This is a genomic window from Rhodococcus sp. NyZ502, assembly GCF_041464245.1.
Lineage (GTDB): Bacteria > Actinomycetota > Actinomycetes > Mycobacteriales > Mycobacteriaceae > Rhodococcus_F > Rhodococcus_F qingshengii.
This window is the reverse complement of record NZ_CP167155.1, coordinates 3788392-3813723: the sequence shown is the minus strand read 5'-3', so window position 1 is coordinate 3813723 and position 25332 is coordinate 3788392. Positions and strand designations below refer to the sequence as shown.

The window sequence follows — 25332 nt, the reverse complement described above, 5'->3', positions numbered from 1 at the left end:
TCGGCGGTTTTCTCGTGTGCGCGCTGGTACTGCGCGCCCTACAGGCGAGCGCTCCCAAATGACGGTTGCCGGTGTGGTCAGCGTGGTTCTGATCGCCGTCGCCGCGGCATTGGTCATTTACCTGCTCGTTGCACTCGTAGATCCTGAGAGGTTCTGATGTCGCCCGCTCTTGCAGCCGGCCTGCAGATCGCTTTTGTCCTCGTCGTTCTGGCAATCGCCTACGTTCCGGTGGGCGACTACATGGCGCGTGTTTACTCGTCGACGCGAGATCTTCGGGTCGAGAGTGTGATCTACCGCGTCGGTCGGATCGACTCCAGGGCCGAGCAGACGTGGTACGGCTACGCCGCAAGCGTTCTCGGATTCTCGCTGGCCAGCGCATTGTTCCTGTACTTCCTGCAACGGATTCAGGGAGTACTGCCGCTGAGTGACGGTCTGTCCGGGGTCAGTCCTGCCGTAGCGTTCAACACCGCGATTTCGTTTGTGGCGAACACCAACTGGCAGTCGTACACGCCGGAAACGACGATGAGCAACTTCGTTCAGCCCGTCGGTCTGGCGGTGCAGAACTTCGTCTCGGCAGCGGTCGGCATGGCGGTGGCCATCGCATTGGTTCGCGGCTTCATTCGGGTGGCCAGGGGCGGCGAGATCGGCAACTTCTGGGTCGATCTGACGCGTGGTTCTCTGCGCATCCTCCTCCCGTTCTCCTTCGTGATCGCCCTGATCCTGTTGAGCCAGGGAGTGATCCAGTCGTTCCACAGCGGTTTCGCCTCCACCGGCCTCGACGGCAATGCGGTGACCAATGCACTGGCCCCCGTCGCGTCCCAGGAAGCGATCAAGGAACTCGGCACCAACGGTGGCGGGATCTTGGCTGCCAACTCGGCGCACCCGTTCGAGAACCCCACCCCGTTGAGCAATGTCGTCGAGATCCTGGCGATCCTGTTGATTCCGGTCTGCCTCACCCGAACGTTCGGAACTCTCGTCGGGGATCGTAGGCAAGGCCTCACCCTGCTGGCAGTGATGGGAATCCTGTGGAGCGGGCTGCTCGCAGTCACGCTCGCTGCCGAATCCGGCGCACGCGGTGTTGCCGCCACAGCAGCTGGTTCGATGATGGAGGGCAAGGAAGTTCGCTTCGGAATCCCCGGATCGGCGTTGTTCGCGGTGGCGACCACGGGAACGTCGACGGGCGCGGTGAACTCGGCCCACGACAGCATGTCACCCCTCGGCGGCGGCGCGGTCCTGCTCAACATGTTGCTCGGCGAAATTGCGCCAGGTGGAGTCGGAACCGGCCTCTACGGGATTCTTGTGCTGGCATTGATCGCAGTGTTCGTCGGCGGACTGCTGGTCGGTCGCACGCCCGAATATCTCGGCAAGAAGTTGGGTCGACGCGAGATCACCCTTGCGGCGCTGTCGATTCTGGTCATGCCCGCGCTGGTCTTGATCGGTACCGCCATCACCGTCATCCTCGGTTCTACCACCGGTTATCAAGGCAATGGGGGAGATCCGGGCACGCCGGGATCGATCCACGGGTTCAGTGAGGTGCTTTACGCCTTCGCCTCCGCCTCCAACAACAACGGCAGCGCCTTCGGCGGTCTGACGGTCACCAGCGACTGGTTCCAGTCGTCTCTCGGAATCTGCATGCTTCTCGGCCGATTCCTGCCGATCATCTTCGTTCTCGCTTTGGCCGGTGCTCTTGCCTCGCAGAAGAAGGTGGCGCCGACGGCCGGCACCCTCCCGACGTCCGGACCGATGTTCACCGGTTTGTTGACCGGCACCGTCGTTCTTGTTGCTGCACTTACATTCTTCCCGGCCCTCGCGCTGGGCCCGCTAGCGGAGGCTCTTCAATGACCGTGCGTATCAGTGAGAAACCCGTGGTAGCGCAAGACGCCGCCGACAAGGCTGATCCAGGGCAGTCCCGTCAAGTACACGCAGGCGTTTTCAACCCGCGGCAGATGATCACCGCGTTGCCGGGGGCCGTGCGCAAACTCGACCCACGCCACCTCGCCCGCAACCCGGTCATGTTCGTGGTGTTCGTCGGTTCCGTCATCACCACTGTCATGGCGATCGCCGATCCCTCGGTGTTCTCCTGGGTGATCACCCTGTGGCTCTGGTTCACGGTGATCTTCGCGAACCTCGCTGAATCCGTGGCCGAAGGGCGCGGCAAGGCGCAGGCGGCGAGCCTGCGAAAGGTGAAGCAGGACACCACAGCACATCGGATCACGATGAGCGGTGCGATCGAATCGGTTTCCGGCACCGAACTGGTGGTCGGCGATCGGGTGATAGTGGTTGCCGGCGAGGTCATCCCCGGCGACGGCGACGTGGTCGAAGGTATTGCCTCCGTAGACGAATCGGCGATCACCGGTGAATCCGCGCCGGTGGTCCGTGAATCCGGTGGTGACCGGTGCGCCGTCACCGGTGGTACGACGGTTCTCTCGGACCGCATCGTCGTGGAAATCACCGCAGCACCGGGCAGTTCGTTCGTGGACCGGATGATCGCGCTCGTCGAGGGTGCTTCACGTCAGAAGACACCCAACGAGATTGCGCTCAACATCCTGCTCGCGTCGTTGACCGTCATCTTCCTCCTCGCCGTCGTAGCCATCGGCCCGATGGGCTTGTACGCGGGGCACGAGCAGGATCCGATCAAGCTGATCGCACTTCTCGTCTGCCTGATCCCGACGACCATCGGAGCGCTGCTCTCGGCGATCGGTATCGCGGGCATGGACCGCCTCGTCCAGCGCAACGTTCTCGCGATGTCGGGACGCGCGGTGGAAGCTGCGGGCGACATCGACACCCTGTTGATGGACAAGACCGGAACCATCACTTTCGGTAACCGCCGGGCCACCGCACTCCATCCGGCGCCCGGTGTATCCGCCGACGATCTTGCTGCGGCAGCTCGCTTGTCGAGCCTGGCCGACGGAACTCCCGAGGGACGGAGCATCGTCGAGCTGTGCGCAGCGGAGTTCGGTCTTGCTGCCGAGCCGACGCTGGACGAGGAACGCGCAGAGTTCGTTCCGTTCACGGCACAAACCCGGATGAGCGGACTCGACCACTCCGGACGCCAAATCCGAAAGGGTGCAGCAGATGCGGTGATGAACTGGGTCGTCAGTGGTGGTGGACACGCGGAGACCGCGGTGACCGACACCGTGGGCGACATCGCCCAAGCCGGCGGAACGCCGCTGGTAGTTGCCGTCAAGCAAGGTGAGAGTATCTCGATCCTCGGCGTGATCGCGTTGTCCGACGTCGTCAAGCCGGGAATGGCTGACAGGTTCGCCGAACTCCGGGCGATGGGTATTCGCACGATCATGATCACCGGCGACAATCCGTTGACCGCGAAGGCGATTGCCGACGAGGCGGGCGTCGACGACTTCATGGCGGAGGCCACCCCGGAAGACAAACTGGCCCTGATTCGGAAGGAACAGGAAGGCGGACGTCTCGTCGCGATGACCGGTGACGGGACCAATGATGCTCCCGCCCTTGCCCAGGCGGATGTCGGGGTCGCGATGAACACGGGAACCTCGGCAGCCAAAGAGGCCGGGAACATGGTCGATCTCGATTCCGATCCCACCAAGCTGATCGAGGTGGTGGAAATCGGCAAGCAATTGCTGATCACCCGCGGCGCGTTGACCACATTCTCGTTGGCGAACGACCTGGCGAAGTATTTCGCAATCCTGCCGGCCTTGTTCAGCGGCATCTACCCGCAGCTGGACGCGTTGAACATCATGCGTCTCGCCACCCCCGAATCGGCGATCGTCTCGGCCGTGATCTTCAACGCCTTGGTGATCATCGGTTTGATTCCGTTGGCACTCAAGGGTGTTCGATACCGACCGTCGACGGCATCGCAGTTGCTCGGACGTAACCTGCTCGTCTACGGTCTCGGCGGTGTGATCACACCGTTCGTCGGTATCTGGTTGATCGATCTCGTCGTACGTTTGATTCCTGGAATTGGGTGACCTGACATGCGTTTCACTATCGGTTTTGCCAAACAGGTGTGGGCGGGTTTGCTCGTATTGCTCGCGCTCACCGTCGTTCTCGGTGTGGTCTATCCCGCCGCGGTGTGGGGTGTCAGCCGGATCAGCTCCGGATCTGCCGAAGGCTCACCGGTCACCGATGCCGCCGGTTGCGTGGTCGGCAGTGCCTGGGTGGGTGTCGATCCGCAGGTCGCCGAAGGGCAGCAGGACCCGTTCTTCCACAATCGTGTTGTCGGATCCGTTTCGGACGAGGATCCGTTTGCCACCGGTGATCCCGCTGCGGCACTGCCGTCCAACCAGGGGCCGAGCAGCGAGATTCTGGCCGGATTCGTCATCGAGCGCCGGGCAGCCATCGCGGCACGTGAGGGTGTCGACCCTGCATCGGTTCCCGTCGACGCAGTCACCGGTTCGGGCTCGGGTATCGATCCCCACATCAGTCCGGCGTACGCCCAACTGCAGGTCGCGAGGGTGGCGGCGAACAACGGCATCTCGGAAGACCAGGTGCGGGACTTGGTGGCCGAGCACACCGACGGTCGGCAACTCGGATTTCTCGGAGCCGAGCGAGTCAACGTACTGGAATTGAACCTGGCACTCGGATTGACGGCACCTACGTGTGCTGCGCCGACGACTGGTGGATGATTGTCACGTGAGTTCTTCGGAGAAGGTCGGTCAATCTTTCGGTAGGGCACGCAAACGTGGTGAATTGCGTATCTACCTCGGCGCTGCGCCCGGCGTCGGAAAGACCTTCGCGATGCTCGGTGAGGCTCATCGGCGTCGAGATCGTGGCTGTGACGTGGTCGCGGCCGTCGTGGAGACACACGGCCGCGCCCGCACCGCGGCGCAGATCGGAGACCTCGAAATAGTGCCGCCCAAGCTGGTGGATTATCGCGGAACACGGATGCCGGAACTGGACGTCGAGGCCGTGTTGGCTCGGCGTCCGGCCCTTGTCCTGGTGGACGAGTTGGCACATACCAACACGCCAGGGAGCAAGAATCACAAGCGCTGGCAGGACGTACAGGAACTGCTCGAAGCCGGGATCGACGTTCTGTCCACGGTCAACGTGCAACACCTCGAAAGCCTCAACGACGTTGTCGCGCACATCACCGGCGTGGTTCAGCAGGAGACGGTTCCGGACGCGGTAGTGCGTAGTGCGGCGCAGGTCGAGCTGGTCGACATCACCCCGGAGGCGCTGCGCCGCAGACTTTCTCACGGAAACGTGTATTCACCGGAACGGGTCGATGCGGCCTTGGGCAATTACTTCAGACGCGGAAACCTCACGGCGCTACGCGAACTGGCTCTGCTGTGGGTGGCCGATCAGGTGGACGCCGCACTGGCGAAATACCGGGCCGAGAACAAGATCACCGATACCTGGGAAGCGCGCGAGCGTGTCGTCGTTGCCGTGACCGGGGGACCGGAGTCGGAAACCCTGGTACGACGCGCATCTCGAATCGCGTCGAAGTCGAGCGCCGAGCTGATGGTGGTCCACGTCGTACGCGGTGACGGACTCACCGGCGTCTCGGCCCCAGAGATGGGCAAGGTGCGCGCGTTGGCTGTCGGAGTCGGCGCCACGCTTCACACCGTTGTCGGTGACGACGTACCGTCGACGCTCCTCGAGTTCGCGCGTGAGGAGAACGCCACACAGTTGGTGCTGGGAACGTCGCGGCGTTCCCGCCTGGCTCGCATCCTCGACGAGGGGATCGGCGCTGCTGTGGTTCAGCAGTCCGGTGGTATCGACGTTCACATGGTCACGCACGAGGAAGCGACGGCGCGACGACGCATTTCGGTGCTGGGGCGCTCGGAGCGCCGGGTCCTGTCGTGGATTGCGGCGCTCGTCGTGCCTTCGCTCGCGGCCGCGATCATGGGTCTCGTCGACCGAATCTCCGGGGTCAACGGCGAGAACGCACTGTTCTTCGTCGTGGTCGTTCTGGTCGCCCTCCTCGGCGGCGTCGGCCCGGCGATATTGTCGGCCCTGATCTCGGGACTGCTGCTCAATTACTTCTTCACCGATCCGCGGTACAGCTTCACCATCGCCGAACCTGACAACTTCATCACCACTGTCGTGCTGTTGATCGTGGCTGTGGCAGTTGCCGTTCTGGTCGACGCCGCAGCAAAACGCGCCCGCGAGGCGAAGCGCGCATCCGAGGAAGCCGAACTGCTCACACTGTTCGCGGGATCAGTTCTCCGCGGAGCGGATCTGTCGACACTTCTGGCGAAGGCACTCGAAATCTATCGCCAGCGAGGGGTTTCCGTCATTCATCACGACGACGGAGTCATCGCCGCCGTGGGTACGCAGCCGCCGACCACGGACGACGAAGCGGATACGGTCTGTGAGGTCAACGACGGGGAATACGCGCTGTTGTTGGCTGGGCCCGACCTGAGTGCGCGGGATCGACGAGTGCTGACGGTGGTGGCTCACCAAGCAGTTGGGATGATCCGCCAGGAGAAACTGACAGTCGAGGCGAGCAAGGCTGCCGCGCTCACCGAGGCTGATCAACTGCGTCGAGCCCTGCTGTCAGCGGTAAGCCATGACCTGCGAACGCCTCTCGCCGGAGTGAAGGCGGCGGTGTCGAGTCTGCGCAGCGACGACATCGAGTTCTCGCCCGAAGACACCGCTGAATTGTTGGCAACCATCGAGGAGTCGGCGGATCAGTTGACGGCGCTGGTCGGGAACTTGCTCGACTCGTCCCGACTTGCCGCCGGGGTGGTGAAACCCACGCTGCGGCCGGTGTATCTGGACGAGGTGGTTCACCGCGCGTTGCTGGGCCTCGGCATCGGTGGACGCTCGGATTCGCGGGCTCGAAGTGTAGTCGTCGACGTGGGTACCGTTGCAGTGCAAGCAGATCAAGGTCTGCTCGAGCGGGTGATTGCGAACATCGTCGACAACGCTCTGCGCTACGGGGGAGAAACCCCGGTGCGCGTCGGGGCGGCGCAACTCGGTGATCGTGTGGTGATCAGTGTTGCCGATACGGGCCCAGGTGTTCCGCGAGGTGAGGCCGAAACGATGTTCCAGCCGTTCCAACGGATGGGAGATCGCGACAACACCGGCGGAGTGGGCCTCGGACTTTCCGTGGTGCGCGGATTTGTCGATGCGATGGGCGGAACGGTCAGCGCCACAGACACACCTGGTGGGGGATTGACGATGATCGTGGAGTTGGCTGCGGCCGGTACGAATGGGAATGGATCATGAGTCGAATCCTGGTAGTGGACGACGAACCGCAGATTCTGCGAGCTCTGCGTATCAATCTTTCGGTGCGCGGGTACGAGGTGGTGACCGCGTCGACGGGCGCCGGTGCCTTGCGGGCTGCTGCCGAGCGTCCACCGGACGTCGTGGTACTCGATCTCGGACTGCCCGACATGGACGGCACCGAAGTGCTTGCCGGCCTGCGTGGCTGGTGCACGGCGCCGGTCATCGTGCTGTCGGCGCGCACGGATTCCGCGGACAAGGTCGAGGCTCTCGACGCCGGTGCGGACGACTACGTCACCAAGCCCTTCGGGATGGACGAGTTTCTGGCCCGCGTGCGCGCTGCGGCGAGGCGGGGAACCTCCGCGGCGGACACTTCGGAACCGTCGGTCGAGACCGCGTCCTTCACGGTGGACTTGGCTGCGAAAACAGTGAGTCGGCGCGGTGAACAGGTGCACCTGACTCCGACCGAGTGGGGCATGCTCGAGATGCTTGTGCGCAACCGCGGAAAGCTGGTCGGGCAGAAGGAGTTGCTTCGGGAAGTGTGGGGACCGGCGTACGACACCGAGACCCACTATCTACGTGTCTACCTGGCTCAACTTCGTCGGAAGCTCGAGGATGACCCGGCGAACCCCAAGCATTTGATCACCGAGGCAGGAATGGGTTATCGATTCGTGGTGTGAGAAGCCAGGTCAGAGCACAACTACCAATTTGCCACGTGCCGTACCGGCTTCCATCTTGGCATGTGCTCGCGCGATGTCCTCGAACGCGAACACCTCGTCGATCGGTACCACCGCCTCGCCTGACGCCACAGCGGAGAGGAAGTCTTGCAGTACGTCGGCAGGCAGGTCGGACGCGTCCCCACCGTACGAGGTCAATCGCACTCCGCGTGGAATGTAGTCGATCGGATAAAAGTCTTTGACTGTCCACTCGTTGGACAGCATTCCCGTGAAACACACGGTGCCGTGAACGCGGGTCGCGCGCAACGTGTCGGGAAGTGTTGGTGTTCCGACCAATTCGAGGGCCAGATCAACACCGCCCGGGAGGATGTCTCGAACCTGGCCGGCCACAGCACCGTCGTCGACGATAACGTGGTCAACCCCGATCGCGGTCAACGACGACGCTTTGCTCGCATCTCGGGTGGTCGCAAGGACAGTGAGTCCCCACTGCTTCGCCAGGACTGCGGTTGCCATGCCGACCGAGGAGGTTCCTCCCCGGATCAACAGGGATTGACCGGATTTCGCGTCCAGTCCTACCGTCAGCGAGCCGTAGGACGTCTGCAGCATCTCGGGAACAGCTCCCACTGTCGACCAGTCCAGTTCGCTCGAGAAGGGAACGACCTGACTGACGGGAACGCACGTGTACTCGGCATAACCGCCGTCGAACGTCCTCCCCATCCCACCCATCATGGCGGCGACTTGCCGGCCTTCGGTGAGCTCCCCGCCGGGGCAGTTCACCACTTCGCCGACGGCCTCGATGCCCAGCACCCTCGGGAATGTCACGCCTTCGGCGAGGCCGAGGCGGGTGTGAAGTTCGGATCGATTGAGGCCGAAAGCCTTCACCCGGACCAGTACCCAGCCCGCAATCGGCACGGGTATCGGAATCACTCTGATAGTCAATGCTTCTGGCGGGCCGGGGGCGTCGAGCACGATTGCGCGCATTGTGTCGGTCATGCTTTTTCCTTCGTGGTCGGTGTCAGGATTCGGTTGGCTTCACGCAGCGTGGCCAGTGTGGCGCCGAACCGATCGAGAGCGTCGGGCGTCAGCACGGAACCGAGACGGCGCTCCAATTCGTCGTCGAACGTTGCCTTCGCCCGCCGCAACAGCTCATTGCCCTCGGGTGTCAACTCGATGAGTGAGGATCGTTTGTCGGTGGGATTGGATTTTCGACGGCAGTGCCCAGCCGCTTCGATTCGATCCACCAGCTTGCTCGTGCCACCGACGGTGATCGCGAGGGCCTCGGCGATGTCGAAGACCCGGCAGGAGCCGAGCCTGTCGATGATCTGCATCGGCTCGAATCGACTCAGTGGCAGGTCGTGCTCGATTCGGAGTCGCTGGTCGACGGCCGTCCACAGTTCGGTTTCGAAGCGGATGAGGTTGTCGAAGTGCCTGCTCAGGGCTGATCTGGTCACGAGCAGACTCCGAACCGATATGCATTCCGTGGAATCATTTTCTCACCGTACGCCCGATTCGTGATTAATTCCATGGAATCTATTTCCGAACCTTACGCAGTGTCGGTGGGGCATGGGAACATATGTTCGTGTCATATGAACCGCTGGACCAAGAAACGCCAGGTGAGCACCCCGGCGATACTCGTTCTGGCGGGAACTGTTCTGGCGGTAGTCGGCCCACGGGTGACGCAACGATCCTGCATGCGGACCTCGATTCGTTCTACGCATCAGTCGAGCAACGCGACGACCCGACTCTGGCCGGCAGGCCGGTCATCGTCGGCGGTGGGGTGGTTTTGGCGGCAAGCTACGAGGCCAAGGCGTTCGGGGTTCGCACAGCCATGAGCGGTGGTCAGGCTCGATCACTGTGTCCTCAGGCGATAGTTGTCCCTCCGCGAATGTCGGCGTACTCGCAGGCGAGCAAAGACGTGTTCGACGTCTTTCACGACACGTCGCCGCTGGTCGAAGGAATCTCCATAGACGAGGCCTTTCTCGAGGTCGGCGGGCTCGCCAAGATCGTGGGAAACCCGCTGCAGATCGGAGCCAACCTCAGACGCGATGTGGCCGAGCAGGTCGGACTACCGATCACGGTCGGAATCGCACGCACCAAGTTCCTGGCCAAGGTCGCCAGTGCATTCGCGAAACCCGACGGATTGCTGCGAGTGCCGCCGGAGGGCGAGACCGAGTTCCTGCATCCCTTGCCGGTCGAGAAGCTGTGGGGCGTCGGCAAGATCACGGCCCAGAAGCTGCGAAACTTCGACATCGTGACGGTGGGTGACATCGCTCGGCACGACGAATCCTCGATCGTCTCGATTCTCGGGGGCGGCGCCGGTCGCCATCTCTACGCACTCTCACACAATCGAGATCCGCGCCCCGTCCGCGCCTATCGTGGCCGCAGTTCGATGGGTGCTCAGCATGCGCTGGGTCGCGGATCCCATCCCCGCGCAGAACTCGATGCGTCGTTGATGTCCCTTGTCGACCGTGTCAGTCGACGCATGCGTTCGGCGCAGCGGACGGGGCGCACGGTCACGCTCCGGCTCCGCTTCGCGGATTTCACGCGGGCAACTCGATCTCACACGCTGCGCCGGTCCACCGCCGACACAGCGGAATTGCTGAGCGCCTCGATGGTGCTGCTGGACGAAGCGATACCGATGATCGCGGACAAGGGCATCACGTTGATCGGTGTCGCTGTCTCCAACCTGGATCGGGACGGCGCCGAACAACTCGAATTGCCCTTCGACGGTCGAGGATTCGCGGGTCCGGACACTGCCGCCCTCGACTCGGCAATGGACAGTGTCCGGAAGAAGTTCGGCTCCGCGGCCCTCACGAGGGGAGTGCTCCTGGGACGCGATCCGGACCTGTCGGTGCCGCTACTGCCGGACTAGGTGAGGTTTTCTCGCAGAGTCGCTCCCTCGTATTCGCGACGGAACAACCCACGCGCCTGCAGCACCGGAATCACGTGATCGACAAAATCTTCCAGACCCTGCGGATAGGTCGGCGGCATCAGATTGAAACCGTCGGCACCGCGGCCGTTCAACCAGGATCCCATCTCGTCGGCAATCGACTCCGGTGTTCCGATCATCGTTGCGTGACCACCACCCGCAGCGAGCGTCCCGAGGAGCTCCCGCACAGTCGGTGCGTCCTTCTCGACGATCCGCAAAATAGTGGCGTAGCGTCCCTGCGGCCCTGTGAACGCTTCGAGTGGAGGCAACGGGGGCACGGGCCCGTCGAGATCCCAGTTCTCGCAATCCTGTCCGGTGAACAACGAGAGTTGGCGTATCGACTGTTCGGTGGGCAGCAGGAGATCGAGTTCGGCCTTCTTCGCCCTGGCCTCGGCGACGGTGCTGCCGACGTAGGTGACCAGTCCCGGCATCACGGCGACAGAGTTCGAATCCCGGCCGGCTCGCTCGATTCTCGATTTCACGTCCGCGTAGTAGGCCTGTGCGCTGGGTAAGTCGTAGGCAACCGAATAGATTGCCTCGGCGCGACGCGCCGCCAGATCGCGGCCCTGCTCGGACGCCCCGGCCTGGAACAACACCGGCCGGCCTTGCGGGGAGCGCGGAACCGTCAACGGCCCGTCCACCCGAAAATGCTTGCCGTCGTGATCGATTCGAGAAATCCTGTTCGCGTCGGCAAAACGCCCCGACCGGTCGAGAATCAGCGCGTCTTCCGACCATGAATCCCACAATGCGAGGGCCACTTCGACAAATTCGTCGGCTCGTTCGTATCGGGATGCGTGATCGGGCATCGCCTCGAGTCCGTGGTTGCGCGCCTCCTGGTCGAACATCGAGGTCACGACGTTCCAGCCGGCCCGTCCGCCGCTGATGTGGTCGAGCGAGGCCAACAGTCGCGCCGCGTGAAACGGCGTGTAGAAAGTGGTGGAAATGGTGGTCACCAGGCCGATGTCCGCTGTCGCTCGTGCCATGGCAGTCAATGCGGTGATCGGCTCGAGAAACCACGACGCACCCGACTCGGGTTCGCGAACACTGTGACCGTCAGCGAAGAAGACGGCGTCCAGCTTGCCGCGTTCGGCGATCTGGGCGAGCGACTCGTAATACGTGATGTCGCCGAGACTTTCGACCGGTGAGTCGCGATGACGCCATGCCGCACTGTGATGTCCGCAACCGAGCAGGAACGCACCTATCCGCAGCTGTGCGCCCATCAGTTCTTGACGAGTCCGCCGTCGACAACCAGGTTCTGGCCGGTCACGGCCCGCGACCATGGGGAGGCGAAAAAGAGTGCAGCGTCGGCAAATTCGTCCGGCGTGGTGACTCGGCGCAGGGGAGTGCTTGCCGCGATCATGTCGAACACGGCTTCCGGTGTTGCGGCGCTCGCATCGGTGGTGCGGAGCAAGCCGCCCGAGACCATGTTGACTGTGATCCCGTCCGGACCGAGGTCGGCGGACAGCGTCCGTGTCAGTGCCAACAGTGCGGCCTTGGCAGCGGTGTAGTCGTGGTACGGAACTACCGGATTCTGGACCAGATTGGTTCCGACAGTGATGATTCGGCCGAAGCCGAGTTCGCGCATGCCGGGGAGGGCTGCCTGGGTGGTATTGAGTGTTCCGGCTACGGCTCCGCGTAGTTGAGAGTCGAAGTCGGCCCAGGTGATCGTGTCCGCGTTCGGCCGGGCGTCGCCGTTGAACGAGAAGTCGACGAGTGCATTGTCGACCACGGTCGATATCGGTGCGTCGAATCGCTCGCGTGCAGCGGAGAACAACTGGTCGACGGAACTGCGGTCCGTCACGTCCGCCTGGACTGCGAAGGCACGATCCTCACCCAGTTCGGTGACCAGGGTCTCGGCGGCGTCACGGCTCTTGTTGTAGTTCACGATCACCCGGGCCCCCGAGCGGGAGAATGCTCGGCTCAGTGCGGCGCCGAGCCCGCGGGCGCCACCGGTGATCAGAACGATCTGCTCGTCCAGGCTGAGTGCGCGCTGAAATTGCTGTTCGGTCATGTCGACATCCCTCCGCCAGTGCTAACTGGTCAGGTTCATCGGGTCTGATCTCAGCCGACTTTTTCGGCACCCCGTGTCACCGTCCATCAGACCACGTGAGGTGAATCGTCCTGAACGCCGGGTGCGTTGTAACGGCCGGCGCGATGAGTTTTCGATCGCTCGGGAGTCGTAATTGCAAGCGAAGTGGCAACCGGCCGCTCGCCTTCGCCCCAGGAGATTCCGATGACCACCCAGCCCGTCCACAACGAAACTGTTTCCGGTAGCGCCACGACGACGACACCTTCGGCCACGGCTCGCAAGCTCGGATACGTCCTGAGTGGGCTGTTCGTCGTTTTCATGCTCTTCGACGGCATTATCCACATTCTCAACCTTCAGACAGTCAAGGATGCGTCGGCTGAACTTGGGTTGCCGGACTCGCTGGCATTGACGGCTGGGGTGGTGCAACTGATCTGCCTTGCGCTGTACGTGATTCCGCGAACGTCGATACTCGGCGCGATTCTGCTCACCGGTTACCTGGGGGGAGCGGTGTTGACCAACCTTCGAGCTGAACAGCCTCTGCTGAGCACGACCCTGTTTGCCGTCTACACCGGAATCGTCATGTGGGCGGGACTGTATCTCCGGGACGAGAAGGTTCGCGAGATCATCCCGCTGCGTCGGGCCTGAAATAGGCCCCCGAGGGGGTTGCGTGGGACGCGGTGTCCCATTATGTTTGACCTCATTCAAGTCCGTCGACTGCAATCGACGGACTGGCCGTGAGGAGACACCGATGGCTCGGTCAGCGTCGATCGAAGTGGAAAAGCCGTACCACCAGGTACTGCAGACTTTGTCCGAGGGCTCAGTTGCCCGCAGTTTCGATCCCTATCTCGACATCGACTGGGATTCACCAGAGTTCGCGATCGATCCGCATGATCCGAGATGGGTGCTCTCGTCCGTGTCGGACCCCCTCGGGGCGACGCAGTGGTACCAGGATCAGTCGTTGGAGCGTCGAATCGCCATGGGAATGTGGCGTCAGGCGAACGTGACCAAGGTGGGTTCGGCCTTCGAGAGCATCTTGATCCGGGGAATGCTGCAATATATCATGGCGCTACCCAACCAGTCGCCTGAGTTCCGGTACTGCCTGCACGAGATGACCGAAGAGTGCAATCACATCCAGATGTTCCAGGAACTCGTCAATCGCATGGATATCGACGTGCCGGGTATGCGTCCGATGTTCCGGCGGCTGTCGCCGATCATCGGAGTGCTGGGAGCAAAGTTCCCGGTCATCTTCTTCATCGGCATTCTGGCTGGTGAAGAACCGATCGACCACTTCCAGAAGGATCTCATCCGTGAGGGTAAGGACACGCCGCCGGCGATGCTCCGCACCATGGAGATTCACATCGCCGAAGAAGCGAGACACATCTCGTTTGCTCACGAGTTCCTGCGCAATCACGTCCCCAGACTCAGTCGTACGAGTCGAGCCATCACATCGGTCGCCTTCCCCGGCGCGATGCGTTGGCTTGCGGGTGAAATCATGTCACCGCCAAAGGAATTCGCCGAAGAATTCGGAATCCCGGACGAGGTGATGAAGAGCGCCTTCTGGGGGAGCCCGCATTCACGCCGCATCCTGGGTAACTACTTCGGCGAAATGCGAGCCCTGGCAGACGAACTCGGATTGATGAATCCGGTGTCGAAGCGTGCGTGGCGAAAGCTGCGCATCGACGGCGACTACGCCCGCTACCGCGGCGAGCCGAAGCGTTCCGACAAGACCCGGATCTAGTCCGGCCGCGAAGTTCCTCCGTCGGAGGACACCAGCTCGGCTATGAGCGTGGACAATTCGACATGGGGATCGATCTGTAGTCCGCTCGAGCGGGCAACGCCGTCGAACATGTACCAGGTGTATTTCGCGAGGTCGGCGACGATCTCTTCGCGGCTCGGCTTCGGATCGGTGCTTCGGACCCAGTGGGTGAGCGTGCCCTCGACCATTGTCACCACTGCGAACGGTAGTGAATCGAAGGGTGAGGAGTCGATCCCCACGGATCGACCGACTTCGGTGATAGTGGTGCGGGCGGAGTCGGCGATTGTGGCCTTCAGACTGCTGATCGCGTCGATGCTCTCGTCGTCGTAGTCGGTGGGGCCGGTACCCATGAACTCGTGAATCCGCGGATGCTCGGTGATCCACTCGGCGACGGCGCTGATGGTTCGGGTCAGGATCTGGTCGAGAGTGCCTACCGAAATGCTCATCGACGCGTCCAGGGCCGCCGCAAATTGTCCGAGCACAAACGCTCGGACTCGTCGATCGAGGTCGTCTCGGCCGCTGAATTGGCGGTACACCACCGACTTGGCGAGGCCGGCACGATCGGCGATCTGCTGGACGGACACCTCGGCACCTGCCGCACGCTCTTCGATCAGTTCGACCGCCGAGGTGAGTATCCGTTTCTGACGCTCGGAGTTGTGTCGCTCCCACCGCGCTTCGCGACCGGTCAACTCTGCAGTGACAGGTTGCGCAATTGCGTCGCTCGGCATCGCGCCAGTCTATCCGGACGGACCTGCCGTGTTTCCGACTTGTCATCGGGCGCGGCATCGGGATCGGTCCTCGGTACAACGTGGGACACTGGTCGAGTGAGGTTGTATCGAGACACGGCGGTGGTGCTGCGCCTGCACAAACTGGGCGAAGCCGACCACATCGTCACGTTGCTCACCCGTCAGTTCGGGTTGGTACGTGCCGTGGCCAAAGGTGTCCGCCGAACCACCTCCAAATTCGGTGCCAGACTCGAACCGTTTGCTCACATCGACGTGCAACTACTTCCGGGCAAGAATCTCGACATCATCACTCAGGTGCAGACGGTCGACGCATTCGCCACCGACATCGTCGACGACTACAGCCGGTACACCACGGCCTGCGCCGTACTCGAAACTGCCGAGCGGTTGGCCGGCGAGGAACGCGCGCCGGCCCCGCAGCTTCAGCGATTGACGGTGGGAGCACTGCGTGCGATCGCCGAGCAGGCACGACCGGTCGAGTTCGTGCTCGACGCGTTCTTGTTGAGAGCCATGGGCTATGCGGGTTGGGCGCCTGCCCTCGAAGAGTGCGCCCGCTGCAGTGCTCCTGGACCGCACCGGGCCTTTCATGTCGCCGCAGGCGGAGCCGTGTGTACCTATTGCCGCCCGGCGGGTGCTGCGACGCCGTCGCCCGGAGTGCTCGACTTGATGGAAGCCCTGCTCCGAGGGGAGTGGGAGGGTACCGATTCGGCGCCCGCGACGCTGCGGACGCAAGCCAGCGGACTGGTCGCGGCACACCTGCAGTGGCATCTCGAGCGCCAATTGCGGACGTTGCCGCTGATCGAGCGTTCGAGGCCGCATGCAGCCGTCGAGGTCGACTTGCCCGTGAGGCAGGATGGAACACGTGATTCGACGACGCGAACCGCGAACTCCGCTTGATTCTGCTGCTGACCGGGTGATCCGACCACCGGACCCACATCCGTCCGGGGCAACCCCGCCGATCCTGCAAACCGAACTGATCCCGCGCCACGTCGCTTTGGTGATGGACGGCAACGGACGATGGGCGCAGGAGCGCGGTCTGCCCCGAACCGCCGGGCACGAACGCGGCGAAGCTGTCCTGATGGACACCGTCTGCGGGTGCATCGAGATGGGTGTCGAGTGGCTCTCCGCTTACGCCTTCTCCACCGAGAACTGGAAGCGCAGTCCCGACGAGGTTCGATTCCTGATGGGCTTCAACCGTGATGTCATCCGCCGTCGACGCGACGAGATGAACGAAATGGGTGTGCGTGTTCGCTGGGCCGGTCGTAAGCCACGCCTGTGGGCCAGCGTGATCAAGGAACTCGAGATCGCCGAAGAACTGACCAAGAACAACACCGTCATGAACTTGACCATGTGTGTGAACTACGGCGGCCGGGCCGAAATTGCCGATGCGGTAAAGGAAATCGCGAAGCGTGTCGCGGCCGGTGAGATCAATCCGGACAAGATCACCGAGGCGACGGTTGCCAAGTACCTCGACGAACCCGACATGCCCGACGTAGACCTCTTCCTGCGTCCGTCGGGGGAACAGCGGACGTCCAATTTCTTGATCTGGCAATCCGCCTACGCCGAAATGGTGTACCAGGAGAAGCTGTTTCCCGATTTCGACCGCCGCGACCTTTGGGCCGCCTGCGTCGAGTACGCCTCACGTGACCGTAGATTCGGTGGCGTCAAATGACAGGGGAGAACATGACCGACACCACCGACGAAGCAGCCCGCCTACAAGAACGCGCGGCCGCCTCGCTGGCGCATTTCGTGACGGTCGATGTGGCTGCCGACGGATCACTGGGTTTCCAGTACTCCGGCGCGCTGTGTTCCATCCAGGCGATGAATCTGTCCGAGGGTCTGGACGTGCTGTCCATGACGTGCGTTCTCGCATGGGACCGACCGGTCAGCGCGGCACTGCATCGCAAGGTGGCCGAGCGAAATCGCACCATCCAATTCGGCTCCATCGCGGTGTTCGGCCACGGCAGTCTGGCGGACGTCATCCTGCGTTACACGTTCCCTGCCGCCGGACTGGACGACGAGGCACTGACCACGATGTTGCTACTGGCGCTCACCGGTGCCGATACCGCCCGGCAGGGTTTGATTCCCTGACGCTCTCAGGCGGCGGCGCAGTCGCGGCAGGTGCCGAAGATCTCGACGGTGTGACTCACTTCGGTGAAACCGTTGTCCTCGGCGATGGTCTGTGACCACTGCTCGACTGTCGGGCCCTCGACCTCGACGGTGAATCCGCAGTTGCGGCACACCAGGTGATGGTGGTGCCCGGAGGAGCAGCGTCGGTAGACGGACTCACCTGTGTCGGTGCGTAGGACGTCGATGGTTCCGGCGTCGGAGAGTGCCTGCAGCGTGCGGTAGACGGTGGTCAGGCCGATGCCTTCACCTCGCTTGCGCAGTTCGTCGTGCAATTCCTGTGCCGACTTGAATTCGTCGATGTCGTCGAGCAGGGCGGAGATGGCGCTGCGCTGTTTCGTGGAACGAACGCCGACTGTGGCCGGTCCACGTTTCGAGGTCGTACTGCCCGGGGTGTTCATGCGGTGGAATCTCATCCTTCTTCGGCGTGGGCGACAGCGTCGACGACGATGTGTGCGAGGTGATCGTCGACGAGTCGATAGAGAACTTCTCGTCCGTTGCGCTCGCCGCGGACGACGCCCGCTGCTTTGAGTACGCGCAGATGCTGGCTGATGAGTGGCTGAGTGACACCGAGAGCTCCGACGAGTTCGTGAACGCAACGCTCCGACTCGTGCAACTGAAGCACGATCGCGATCCGAACGGGTGCAGCGAGCGCCCGCAGAATTTCGCCGGCGGCCGCCAGGGTTTCCTTGGGCGGCACGGGCGCGGGCGGTGCGGCTTCGAACGGGTCGTGCGTGTGTCCGAGGTCGGAATGATCATGGCTTTTGTGGAGATCGCCGGTATCCGCAATGCTCACAGCGAGGCTCCTTCGAGGGGTAGATCATGATGTCCGGGCATAGCCATCTCACCACATTATTGCAAATCACTTTCATTTTGATATGCACAAGTATGCATGTCAACCTTGGACGGAAGTGCGTGGCAGCCGCCAGATAGGCTGATGGTGCGAAAAGCGCACGAAAATCATGCATCTATTACCCAGATGGAGAGCAATCGAGTGGCACCCAAGTCCAAGATCGAAGCCGTTGTCAATCTCGCCAAGCGGCGAGGCCTGGTCTACCCGTGCGGTGAGATCTACGGCGGTACCAAGTCCGCATGGGACTACGGCCCATTGGGTGTCGAGCTCAAGGAGAACATCAAGCGCCAGTGGTGGCGCAACATGGTCACCAGCCGCGAGGACGTCGTCGGCCTCGACTCGTCGGTGATCCTGCCCCGCGAGGTGTGGGTCGCGTCCGGTCACGTCGGTGTCTTCAACGACCCGCTCGTCGAGTGCCTCAACTGTCACAAGCGTCACCGTCAGGATCACCTGCAGGAGGCGTACGCGGAGAAGAAGAAGCTCGACAACCCGGACGACGTCTCGATGGATGTCATCGGTTGCCCCGACTGCGGCACCGTCGGCCAGTGGACCGAGCCGCGCGACTTCAACATGATGCTCAAGACGTACCTCGGCCCCGTCGAGAGCGAAGAGGGTATGCACTACCTTCGCCCCGAGACCGCACAGGGCATCTTCGTGAACTTCGCCAACGTGCTGACCACCTCGCGTAAGAAGCCGCCGTTCGGCATCGGCCAGATCGGCAAGAGCTTCCGCAACGAGATCACCCCCGGCAACTTCATCTTCCGCACCCGTGAGTTCGAGCAGATGGAGATGGAATTCTTCGTCAAGCCGGGCGAGGACGAGCAGTGGCATCAGTACTGGATCGACTACCGCCTTGACTGGTACACCGGCCTCGGTATCAACAAGGACAACCTGCGTCTGTACGAGCATGCGCCGGAGAAGCTTTCGCACTACTCGAAGGGCACGACCGACATCGAGTACCGCTTCCACTTCCAGGGCAGCGAATGGGGCGAGCTCGAAGGTATCGCGAACCGTACCGACTTCGATCTCTCGACGCACTCCAAGCACTCGGGCACCGAGCTGAACTACTACGACCAGACGACGGGCGAGCGGTACACGCCGTACGTCATCGAGCCGGCGGCCGGTCTCACGCGTTCGCTGATGGCCTTCCTGGTCGACGCCTACACCGAGGACGAGGCGCCCAACTCCAAGGGCGGCGTCGACAAGCGCACAGTGCTCCGCCTGGATCGTCGACTCGCTCCCGTCAAGGCTGCCGTTCTGCCGCTCTCGCGTAACGCGGACCTGACGCCGAAGGCCAAAGATCTTGCAGCGCAGCTGCGTCAGAATTGGAACGTCGAGTTCGACGACGCCGGCGCCATCGGTCGTCGTTACCGTCGCCAGGACGAGATCGGCACACCGTTCTGCATCACGGTCGACTTCGACACTCTCGAAGACCAGGCTGTGACGGTGCGTGAGCGTGACTCCATGGCGCAGGAACGCGTCGCCCTCGATCAGGTGGAAAGCTACCTGGCCGCACGGCTGATCGGCTCCTGATTCTCGTTCGAAGCTGACGGGCGGTCCTTCTCAATCGAGAAGGACCGCCCGTTTTCTCTTTCCCCGATGGTCCTTCAGGCGCAGGATCGAAGTTATGAGAAAACTCAGCGTGACCAACAGCGTGACTCTCGACGGTGTCATGCAGGCACCTGGTGGGCCGGACGAGGACCGTCGTGGCGGATTCGAGCACGGTGGGTGGGCAGCACCCTTCAACGATTCCGTCATGGCGCAGAAGATGGGGGAGGGGATGGCGAAGAAATCGGAGTTGCTGTTCGGACGCAGAACCTACGAAAACTTCGCCTCGTACTGGCCGTTTCAGACCGACAATCCGTTTACCGAGGTGCTCGACAACACGCAGAAATACGTAGTTTCAAGGACTTTGGGTGAACCGCTGCCGTGGAAGAACTCGACCTTGTTGAAAGGCGATGCCGCCGACGCGGTCACCACGCTCAAGGAAAGTGAGGGCCCGGATCTGGTGATTCTGGGCAGTGGCGACTTGATCACGTCCTTGGCCGATCGGCGTCTCGTCGACACCTACACTCTGCTGATACATCCGCTGGTTCTCGGAACCGGGCGCAGATTATTCCCCGACGGAGCTGCGCTCGCTCAGTTCACCCTCACCGACAGCGTCCCTACGACAACAGGCGTCATCATCGCGACGTATCAGTTGAGCTGAACGCAGTTGAGCTGAACGCAGTTGAGCTGAACACAGTCGAGCTGAGTACATCAGGGAACTCGCCGAAATGCCGAATCTGCCAGCGCTGAGTTCTGACTGCTTGCGCGCTGGTCGGCGTAACCCAGGGCGCATAGACCCGGACAGCGCGCTTACCGCCGGAGAAGTTCGTCGAGACGATGTCGTGTTCGACGAGGGTTTCGACGGGAAAGACGAAGTGCCCCGAATGCTCTTCGTCGTATACCTTCACCACGAACAGCATCACGCGGTCGCTGGCGTCGAATGGGCGGATGGGCCCGGCCTCGGAACGGCGCCACAGTGTGACGAACTGACCGAGCTTGGTCGGCGTCGTCTTGGCGGTTCGATAGACGGTGGGAAGGCCGTTGACGGTCAACGTGTGAGCGCCGTACTCAGCACCCTCGGACTCGGGAATCGGTGTGGACCAGGTAAATCCGTCGGCGTTCATCGGCACCGATGATGCCACGAACCACCGACAGCCTTCGTGACGAACGCTGTCGGTGGTAGTCCCGATTCAGGCCGAAGGCACCTTGTCGAGGAACCCGAGGACAAGCGTCACCCGGCCGTCGTCGTCGCGTTCGAGTACGTCGAATCCGTCGATCAGTGACTCGGCCCCCGACGGGCCGAGAGCCCAACCGAATCGGGCCTGTCGGTGGTGCGCGTCCACCGGTCCGACGAGGGTGAAGTGCATGCCCGGAAATTGTTGCTGCACAGCGTGGATCATCGCGTCGATCTGATCGTGTCCGGTGACGTCCGCGAGCGGATCGGTGTAGCGACCGCCGGGTGCGAACAATTGCTCGACCCGTGCTTTACGGGCGGTGGTATCGGTTTCGTTCCACATGTCGATGTAGGCGTCGGCGATTGCGTCGAAGTCGCTCATGGTCGCTCCCTTGATCAGTTTCCGGTGGTGAATGTCCGGCGGCCTCGCCGGCTGAGACCACTGTTCCTCCGAAACTGCTTCGGGTCGATTACCTCTGAGGTCATGGCCTCGGCTACCTCGGGTCGCTAACTTGAAAGAATGACCTTCGAGACGATGGACGTGGGCTCCGAACTCAAGCGGTGGCGGGAGCGGCGAAGGCTCACTCAGTTGGGACTCTCGGCGGCGGCAGGAGTGTCGACCAGGCATCTGAGCTTCATCGAAACCGGCCGCTCCAAGCCGAGCCGGGACATGATTCTTCACCTGTCCGAATGTCTGGATGTTCCTCTACGACAACAGAACACGCTTCTGCTGGCAAGTGGCCACGCGCCGGAGTACTCGCAGAAGTCGTTGGCAGAAGCGCCGATGTCAGCGGTGAGTGAGGCCATCGATCGCATCATCGACGCGCATGACCCGTATCCGGCCGTGGTGGTCGATCAGCAGTGGGAGATGGTCGCCGGGAACCAGGCCGTGGGAATCTTGACCGCGGGCGCCGCTGATTTCCTCCTGGAACCACCGGTGAACGTATTGCGTCTGAGCTTGCATCCCGAGGGCATGGCGCCGCGGATCGTGAACCTCGCGCAGTGGCGGGCCCACCTGCTCACAAGGCTGGCTCGGGAAGTGGAGGTCAGTGCGGATGCGCAGCTGTCGTCGTTGCTCGACGAGCTGCGCGCCTATCCGAGCGGCGGAGACTGGCACGACGACCGCGCGAATTCCCTGCTGGTTCCGTTGCGTGTACGCGTCGGCGATACCGAACTGGCGATGTTCAGCACCACCACCGTGTTCGGTACGCCGCGCGACGTCACGCTCGCAGAGATTGCGATCGAATCGTTCTACCCGTCGGACACGCAGACGGCCGACTACTTTCGATCGGCCGCCGAGGTCACAGGGACTTCTTGCCGAACTTGAGCTTCCACGGCACCAGAGCAGACTCCAACTGAACCGAGAGACTCATCTTGGAGACGCCTTCGGTGCGCTCCTCGAAGCGGATGGGCGTTTCGGCGATCTTCATGCCGCGCTGAACAACTCGGTAGTTCATCTCGACCTGGAACGCGTAGCCGTTGCTCTGCACCGATTCGACGTCGATGTCGCGCAAGGTCTTTGCATGCCACGCCTTGAAGCCGGCGGTCGCATCCTTGACGTGCAGTCGCAGAATAGCGTTGACGTAGAAGTTCGCCCAGGCGGACAAGGCCTTGCGGTGCCACGGCCAGTCGCCGGCGACTGCGCCGCCTTCGACGTAGCGGGAGCCGAGAACGACTGCCGCATCGGTAGTGGTGAGGATCTCGATCATGGCGGGGATCGCTTCGGACGGGTGCGAGAGATCTGCGTCCATCTGAATGACGATGTCTGCGTTCTCTGCCAGAGCCCGGCTCATGCCCGCGACGTAAGCACGGCCGAGTCCGTCCTTGACCGTGCGGTGAAGCACTCCGACCGGGATGGGACCGTCGATACCCAACTTGTCCGCAACCTCACCCGTGCCGTCGGGGGAGTTGTCATCCACCACGAGGACGTGCAGGTTCGGGATCTTCAACGCGGCGAGGCGATCGACGAGCTTTGGCAGGTTCTCACGCTCGTTGTATGTAGGTACAACGACGGTTATCTGCGGGGCGACGCTTTCCATAACACCTTCGTATGATCTGTGATCCCGACTTGCCGGATGAAGCGTACGACGAGTGCGGTCGTGAACAAAGTAGGGATTTTACTACCTCGACGGGATCCGTCAGAACCGGCCGCCGCCGCCTCGACTGGTTCGGCCGCCGCCCCCGCCGCCGAAACCACCGCCGCCGCCACCGCGACCGGAGCGTCCGCTGCTGCTCGGTCCGCCGTACGAGCGGGGCCCGCCGCCACCTCGCAGAATGCTGTTGATCAGGATGCCGCCGAGGATCGCTCCCGTCGCATCGCCGCCGCCACCGCGGGGTCGTTGGTTTGCTTCCCAGGTGTTGACGTCGTTCTGCGCGGCGCGAAGTGAGTGCGTCGCCAAGGTGGTCGCGGCCTGGGCGTGTTGCAGTGCCTTCGACGGATCCGAGGCCTGCAATTGCTGGGCCGCCTGCAGGTGCCGCTGAGCCTCGGCGTAGCGAGTGCGCGCCTCCGCCCCGATCGCGCCGCGCCTGGTTCCGAGGAAGTCGCCTGCAGCGGTCACCTGAGCCTGTGCGGCCAGAATGTCCTGGGCGAGGCGCTGCTGTGCACGTTCGAGCTGCTGCTTCTGCTCCTGAGCGTCGGCAAGAAGCGCGTCGAGTTGGGCGTCGGCTGCGACGATCTGGTTGAAGGCTGTCAGCGGATCGCTGTCCTTCGACGTCTGAGCATTCGCCAACGCTGCCTGGGCTGCGGCCTTCGCGTCCGCCAACTTCTGCCCGCCTTGCGCCAGGTAAGCGTCCGCAGCGGTGATGCCCTGTTGGACGTCGTCCATCGCGGACGGAAGTGTCGCGATGGCGTTTCGGATGTCGTCGGCGGCGTGATCGACGCCGTCGAGTAGCTTGCGTGCCTGATCGAGGGCGGCTTCGGCCGTGCGAATCGCAGTGACGGCAGCGCCTTGCTTACCGGCCGGCAGCGCGGTGGCATCGCGGCCTTCCTCGATCGACTTCTCGGCGAGCGTCAGGCGTTCACTGGCCATCGTGACGTTGTTCACGACAGATGCCAGCGTCGGCGCGGGGAATTGATCCTTCAATTTGGTCAGAATCGCCTCGGATTCGGGCAAGCGCACGCTGAGAGAAACAACACTCTGCGTCAACGCATCGAGACGTGCGGGGGCGTTGATGAGAAGGTCGCGAAGCCCGTCGAACTCCTCGACGCGAGCTTCGAGTTCTTGGTCGGCTCGACCGCACGAGGAAATGATGTCGATCAGCATCTGTCGGCGTTGATCGGGAGTTTCCGGGATGGCGTCGTCGAGTCGCTGCCTGATCGCGAAGGCTTCGGCGAGGGTGGCCTTGGCCTTGTCGAATGCTGCCGAGAAGGGTGCGACGGCGGAATCTCCGAACTCGCTGCGGGCCAGATCGAGCTCCTCCTGGCTGCCGGCGATCGCGTTGTCCGTCTCGACGAGGATCTCCTTCGCGCGTTCGTCGAGCGTCGGCAGCGGGAGTGCGTTGAGGCTGGCGATGTCGTCGGGGGAGATGTTCTTCGCGGCTTCGACGCTTGCCTTGTTCTTGTCGTTCTTGCGCTTGCGTGAGTACAGGACCACACCGCCCGTCCCGACCACCACAGCGCCGCCCGCGATGAGGAGTGTTCCGACTCCCATTCCGCCGCTCGTGTTGTTCGCGTCGCCGAGTGCGCCGGCTGCGGCAATTGCCGCGCCGGTCCAATCATCCTCGGCGAGAGCCGGTTCCACCGCGTCGGTATTGATCGATTCGATGTCGGAATCCGTGATGTTGCTCAGCTCAGCGGGCACATCGAGGAAGTAAGCACGCTCCGCCGTGGCAACTGCAAGCAGGACGGACTTCGTGCTCAGCGTCGACTTCGTGGCTGTCTGCTGTGCCCACGCCTGGCCACCCAGGTTGTTGAAATCGGGGACGAACGCGACCCACAGATCGATCTGGTGGTCCTCGCCGAGTTGATCGATCGCGGCTTGTATATCGCTGCGTTGCCCGGAATCGAGGACCCCGGAGGTGTCGGTGATGTGATTCGGCAACACCATCGGGGCGTCCGCCGAGGCGAGCGCAGGACTGAAGACGAGCGCCAGCAAAGCGAAAATCGCAGCGACGGCGGCGGCGCTTCCCCGACGCCGAACGGGTCGGGTGGTTGTCCGACTCTGCTCTACCGAGGACAACTGCGCGAAGTGTGGTGCGAGGGCCATGACGCAAATCTATCCGTTGTGGCGCGTCGGCATCGGAGGTGATCGCTGCGAACTGGCAGAATTGCGGGAGTGAAACCTGCTTTCGGTAACCGCCCCCACGACCCATCACCCTCGCGGGCGGGCGGCTTCGGGGCAGGATTGGCTC

Annotated in this window: 26 protein-coding genes and 1 riboswitch; of the genes, 15 read left to right on the top strand and 11 right to left on the bottom strand. The window is 62.7% G+C overall.

All coding sequences use genetic code 11. From position 1 onward, the window contains the following. Nucleotides 1–58: 58 nt before the first annotated feature. The 6 genes from kdpF to ACBG85_RS17540 are packed head-to-tail and all read left to right on the top strand — an operon-like array spanning nucleotide 59 to nucleotide 7826. The gene (gene kdpF / locus ACBG85_RS17565) at nucleotides 59–157 is read left to right on the top strand and encodes a K(+)-transporting ATPase subunit F (RefSeq protein WP_007731078.1); all 99 of its coding nucleotides are present in this window, start codon (nucleotides 59–61) and stop codon (nucleotides 155–157) included. Next, nucleotides 157–1842, top strand: a complete 1686-nt coding sequence (kdpA, locus tag ACBG85_RS17560) for a potassium-transporting ATPase subunit KdpA (RefSeq protein ID WP_003944472.1) — start codon at nucleotides 157–159, stop codon at nucleotides 1840–1842. The genes kdpF and kdpA overlap by 1 nt, the downstream gene beginning before the upstream one ends. After that, on the top strand, nucleotides 1839–3944 hold the full coding sequence (gene kdpB, locus ACBG85_RS17555; protein WP_058039413.1) for a potassium-transporting ATPase subunit KdpB: 2106 nt from the start codon (nucleotides 1839–1841) through the stop codon (nucleotides 3942–3944). The genes kdpA and kdpB overlap by 4 nt, the downstream gene beginning before the upstream one ends. A 6-nt stretch (nucleotides 3945–3950) precedes the next feature. Next, entirely contained in the window at nucleotides 3951–4601 is a 651-nt protein-coding gene (locus ACBG85_RS17550) for a potassium-transporting ATPase subunit C (RefSeq protein ID WP_050654653.1), read from the top strand. A gap of 7 nt (nucleotides 4602–4608) precedes the next feature. Beyond that, nucleotides 4609–7149, top strand: a complete 2541-nt coding sequence (locus ACBG85_RS17545; RefSeq protein ID WP_341514418.1) for a sensor histidine kinase KdpD — start codon at nucleotides 4609–4611, stop codon at nucleotides 7147–7149. Further along, nucleotides 7146–7826: a response regulator gene (locus tag ACBG85_RS17540; RefSeq protein WP_003944545.1), complete on the top strand. Its 681-nt coding sequence runs from the start codon at nucleotides 7146–7148 to the stop codon at nucleotides 7824–7826. The genes ACBG85_RS17545 and ACBG85_RS17540 overlap by 4 nt, the downstream gene beginning before the upstream one ends. 9 nt (nucleotides 7827–7835) lie before the next feature. On the opposite strand, the gene ACBG85_RS17535 is transcribed toward ACBG85_RS17540, so the two are convergent. Both ACBG85_RS17535 and ACBG85_RS17530 read right to left on the bottom strand, forming a co-directional pair. Beyond that, nucleotides 7836–8816: a zinc-binding alcohol dehydrogenase family protein gene (locus ACBG85_RS17535; RefSeq protein WP_372024161.1), complete on the bottom strand. Its 981-nt coding sequence runs from the start codon at nucleotides 8814–8816 to the stop codon at nucleotides 7836–7838. Then, entirely contained in the window at nucleotides 8813–9274 is a 462-nt protein-coding gene (locus ACBG85_RS17530) for a MarR family winged helix-turn-helix transcriptional regulator (protein WP_081558026.1), read from the bottom strand. The genes ACBG85_RS17535 and ACBG85_RS17530 overlap by 4 nt, the downstream gene beginning before the upstream one ends. A 122-nt stretch (nucleotides 9275–9396) precedes the next feature. Between ACBG85_RS17530 and dinB the strand changes: the two genes are divergently transcribed. After that, on the top strand, nucleotides 9397–10695 hold the full coding sequence (gene dinB / locus ACBG85_RS17525; RefSeq protein ID WP_372024159.1) for a DNA polymerase IV: 1299 nt from the start codon (nucleotides 9397–9399) through the stop codon (nucleotides 10693–10695). On the opposite strand, the gene ACBG85_RS17520 is transcribed toward dinB, so the two are convergent. After that, nucleotides 10692–11972: an LLM class flavin-dependent oxidoreductase gene (locus ACBG85_RS17520; RefSeq protein WP_007731085.1), complete on the bottom strand. Its 1281-nt coding sequence runs from the start codon at nucleotides 11970–11972 to the stop codon at nucleotides 10692–10694. The genes dinB and ACBG85_RS17520 overlap by 4 nt on opposite strands. After that, nucleotides 11972–12763, bottom strand: a complete 792-nt coding sequence (locus ACBG85_RS17515; protein ID WP_214514257.1) for a 3-oxoacyl-ACP reductase — start codon at nucleotides 12761–12763, stop codon at nucleotides 11972–11974. The genes ACBG85_RS17520 and ACBG85_RS17515 overlap by 1 nt, the downstream gene beginning before the upstream one ends. Beyond that, nucleotides 12754–12847: riboswitch (TPP riboswitch) on the bottom strand. Its footprint overlaps the gene before it by 10 nt. Nucleotides 12848–12985: 138 nt before the next feature. Between ACBG85_RS17515 and ACBG85_RS17510 the strand changes: the two genes are divergently transcribed. Then, the gene (locus ACBG85_RS17510) at nucleotides 12986–13426 is read left to right on the top strand and encodes a DoxX family protein (RefSeq protein WP_165638846.1); all 441 of its coding nucleotides are present in this window, start codon (nucleotides 12986–12988) and stop codon (nucleotides 13424–13426) included. A 103-nt stretch (nucleotides 13427–13529) separates the two neighbouring features. Further along, nucleotides 13530–14519: a diiron oxygenase gene (locus tag ACBG85_RS17505; RefSeq protein ID WP_003944493.1), complete on the top strand. Its 990-nt coding sequence runs from the start codon at nucleotides 13530–13532 to the stop codon at nucleotides 14517–14519. On the opposite strand, the gene ACBG85_RS17500 is transcribed toward ACBG85_RS17505, so the two are convergent. Continuing rightward, nucleotides 14516–15265 carry a TetR/AcrR family transcriptional regulator gene (locus ACBG85_RS17500; protein WP_007731095.1) on the bottom strand — a complete coding sequence of 250 codons (750 nt, stop codon included), beginning with the start codon at nucleotides 15263–15265 and terminating at the stop codon, nucleotides 14516–14518. The genes ACBG85_RS17505 and ACBG85_RS17500 overlap by 4 nt on opposite strands. Before the next feature lie 96 nt (nucleotides 15266–15361). On the opposite strand from ACBG85_RS17500, the gene recO reads away from it, so the two are divergent. From recO to ACBG85_RS17485, 3 genes are read left to right on the top strand one after another with little or no spacing between them, the layout of a single operon-like run. After that, nucleotides 15362–16177 carry a DNA repair protein RecO gene (recO, locus tag ACBG85_RS17495; protein WP_029255636.1) on the top strand — a complete coding sequence of 272 codons (816 nt, stop codon included), beginning with the start codon at nucleotides 15362–15364 and terminating at the stop codon, nucleotides 16175–16177. After that, nucleotides 16134–16952, top strand: coding sequence for an isoprenyl transferase (locus tag ACBG85_RS17490; protein WP_003944543.1), 819 nt, complete (start codon nucleotides 16134–16136; stop codon nucleotides 16950–16952). The genes recO and ACBG85_RS17490 overlap by 44 nt, the downstream gene beginning before the upstream one ends. After that, on the top strand, nucleotides 16949–17371 hold the full coding sequence (locus ACBG85_RS17485; RefSeq protein WP_019749000.1) for a YbjN domain-containing protein: 423 nt from the start codon (nucleotides 16949–16951) through the stop codon (nucleotides 17369–17371). Before ACBG85_RS17490 ends, ACBG85_RS17485 begins: the two co-directional genes overlap by 4 nt. Before the next feature lie 5 nt (nucleotides 17372–17376). Here the strand turns inward: ACBG85_RS17485 and ACBG85_RS17480 are convergent, their stop codons facing one another. Together ACBG85_RS17480 and ACBG85_RS17475 are read right to left on the bottom strand one after the other, a co-directional pair. After that, entirely contained in the window at nucleotides 17377–17808 is a 432-nt protein-coding gene (locus tag ACBG85_RS17480; protein ID WP_003944514.1) for a Fur family transcriptional regulator, read from the bottom strand. Nucleotides 17809–17819: 11 nt separating this feature from the next. Beyond that, the gene (locus ACBG85_RS17475; protein ID WP_003944457.1) at nucleotides 17820–18203 is read right to left on the bottom strand and encodes a metalloregulator ArsR/SmtB family transcription factor; all 384 of its coding nucleotides are present in this window, start codon (nucleotides 18201–18203) and stop codon (nucleotides 17820–17822) included. 198 nt (nucleotides 18204–18401) lie between these two features. On the opposite strand from ACBG85_RS17475, the gene ACBG85_RS17470 reads away from it, so the two are divergent. Both ACBG85_RS17470 and ACBG85_RS17465 read left to right on the top strand, forming a co-directional pair. Further along, the gene (locus ACBG85_RS17470; RefSeq protein ID WP_003944491.1) at nucleotides 18402–19793 is read left to right on the top strand and encodes a glycine--tRNA ligase; all 1392 of its coding nucleotides are present in this window, start codon (nucleotides 18402–18404) and stop codon (nucleotides 19791–19793) included. A 109-nt stretch (nucleotides 19794–19902) separates the two neighbouring features. After that, the gene (locus ACBG85_RS17465; RefSeq protein WP_372024157.1) at nucleotides 19903–20469 is read left to right on the top strand and encodes a dihydrofolate reductase family protein; all 567 of its coding nucleotides are present in this window, start codon (nucleotides 19903–19905) and stop codon (nucleotides 20467–20469) included. Here the strand turns inward: ACBG85_RS17465 and ACBG85_RS17460 are convergent. Together ACBG85_RS17460 and ACBG85_RS17455 are read right to left on the bottom strand one after the other, a co-directional pair. After that, nucleotides 20444–20950: a MepB family protein gene (locus ACBG85_RS17460; RefSeq protein WP_165638843.1), complete on the bottom strand. Its 507-nt coding sequence runs from the start codon at nucleotides 20948–20950 to the stop codon at nucleotides 20444–20446. The genes ACBG85_RS17465 and ACBG85_RS17460 overlap by 26 nt on opposite strands. A gap of 48 nt (nucleotides 20951–20998) precedes the next feature. Next, nucleotides 20999–21364 carry a nuclear transport factor 2 family protein gene (locus ACBG85_RS17455; protein WP_165638842.1) on the bottom strand — a complete coding sequence of 122 codons (366 nt, stop codon included), beginning with the start codon at nucleotides 21362–21364 and terminating at the stop codon, nucleotides 20999–21001. 138 nt (nucleotides 21365–21502) lie between these two features. On the opposite strand from ACBG85_RS17455, the gene ACBG85_RS17450 reads away from it, so the two are divergent. After that, nucleotides 21503–22309: a helix-turn-helix domain-containing protein gene (locus ACBG85_RS17450; RefSeq protein WP_054827649.1), complete on the top strand. Its 807-nt coding sequence runs from the start codon at nucleotides 21503–21505 to the stop codon at nucleotides 22307–22309. Here ACBG85_RS17450 and ACBG85_RS17445 read toward each other — a convergent pair. Further along, the gene (locus tag ACBG85_RS17445; RefSeq protein WP_003944487.1) at nucleotides 22284–23021 is read right to left on the bottom strand and encodes a polyprenol monophosphomannose synthase; all 738 of its coding nucleotides are present in this window, start codon (nucleotides 23019–23021) and stop codon (nucleotides 22284–22286) included. The two genes, ACBG85_RS17450 and ACBG85_RS17445, sit on opposite strands and share 26 nt — an antisense overlap. A 99-nt stretch (nucleotides 23022–23120) precedes the next feature. Further along, a complete protein-coding gene (locus ACBG85_RS17440; protein WP_165638841.1) occupies nucleotides 23121–25187 on the bottom strand; it encodes a TPM domain-containing protein in 2067 nt (688 codons plus the stop codon). Nucleotides 25188–25332 lie beyond the last annotated feature (145 nt).

Coding starts and splice junctions, on each gene's coding strand:
- kdpF (WP_007731078.1), top strand. CDS start 59: ATGACGGTTGCCGGTGTGGTCAGCGTGGTTCTGATCGCCGTCGCCGCG.
- kdpA (WP_003944472.1), top strand. CDS start 157: ATGTCGCCCGCTCTTGCAGCCGGCCTGCAGATCGCTTTTGTCCTCGTC.
- kdpB (WP_058039413.1), top strand. CDS start 1,839: ATGACCGTGCGTATCAGTGAGAAACCCGTGGTAGCGCAAGACGCCGCC.
- ACBG85_RS17550 (WP_050654653.1), top strand. CDS start 3,951: ATGCGTTTCACTATCGGTTTTGCCAAACAGGTGTGGGCGGGTTTGCTC.
- ACBG85_RS17540 (WP_003944545.1), top strand. CDS start 7,146: ATGAGTCGAATCCTGGTAGTGGACGACGAACCGCAGATTCTGCGAGCT.
- ACBG85_RS17535 (WP_372024161.1), bottom strand. CDS start 8,816: ATGACCGACACAATGCGCGCAATCGTGCTCGACGCCCCCGGCCCGCCA.
- dinB (WP_372024159.1), top strand. CDS start 9,397: ATGTTCGTGTCATATGAACCGCTGGACCAAGAAACGCCAGGTGAGCAC.
- ACBG85_RS17520 (WP_007731085.1), bottom strand. CDS start 11,972: ATGGGCGCACAGCTGCGGATAGGTGCGTTCCTGCTCGGTTGCGGACAT.
- ACBG85_RS17515 (WP_214514257.1), bottom strand. CDS start 12,763: ATGACCGAACAGCAATTTCAGCGCGCACTCAGCCTGGACGAGCAGATC.
- ACBG85_RS17510 (WP_165638846.1), top strand. CDS start 12,986: ATGACCACCCAGCCCGTCCACAACGAAACTGTTTCCGGTAGCGCCACG.
- ACBG85_RS17505 (WP_003944493.1), top strand. CDS start 13,530: ATGGCTCGGTCAGCGTCGATCGAAGTGGAAAAGCCGTACCACCAGGTA.
- ACBG85_RS17500 (WP_007731095.1), bottom strand. CDS start 15,265: ATGCCGAGCGACGCAATTGCGCAACCTGTCACTGCAGAGTTGACCGGT.
- ACBG85_RS17490 (WP_003944543.1), top strand. CDS start 16,134: ATGGAACACGTGATTCGACGACGCGAACCGCGAACTCCGCTTGATTCT.
- ACBG85_RS17485 (WP_019749000.1), top strand. CDS start 16,949: ATGACAGGGGAGAACATGACCGACACCACCGACGAAGCAGCCCGCCTA.
- ACBG85_RS17480 (WP_003944514.1), bottom strand. CDS start 17,808: ATGAACACCCCGGGCAGTACGACCTCGAAACGTGGACCGGCCACAGTC.
- ACBG85_RS17455 (WP_165638842.1), bottom strand. CDS start 21,364: ATGAGCGACTTCGACGCAATCGCCGACGCCTACATCGACATGTGGAAC.
- ACBG85_RS17450 (WP_054827649.1), top strand. CDS start 21,503: ATGACCTTCGAGACGATGGACGTGGGCTCCGAACTCAAGCGGTGGCGG.
- ACBG85_RS17445 (WP_003944487.1), bottom strand. CDS start 23,021: ATGGAAAGCGTCGCCCCGCAGATAACCGTCGTTGTACCTACATACAAC.
- ACBG85_RS17440 (WP_165638841.1), bottom strand. CDS start 25,187: ATGGCCCTCGCACCACACTTCGCGCAGTTGTCCTCGGTAGAGCAGAGT.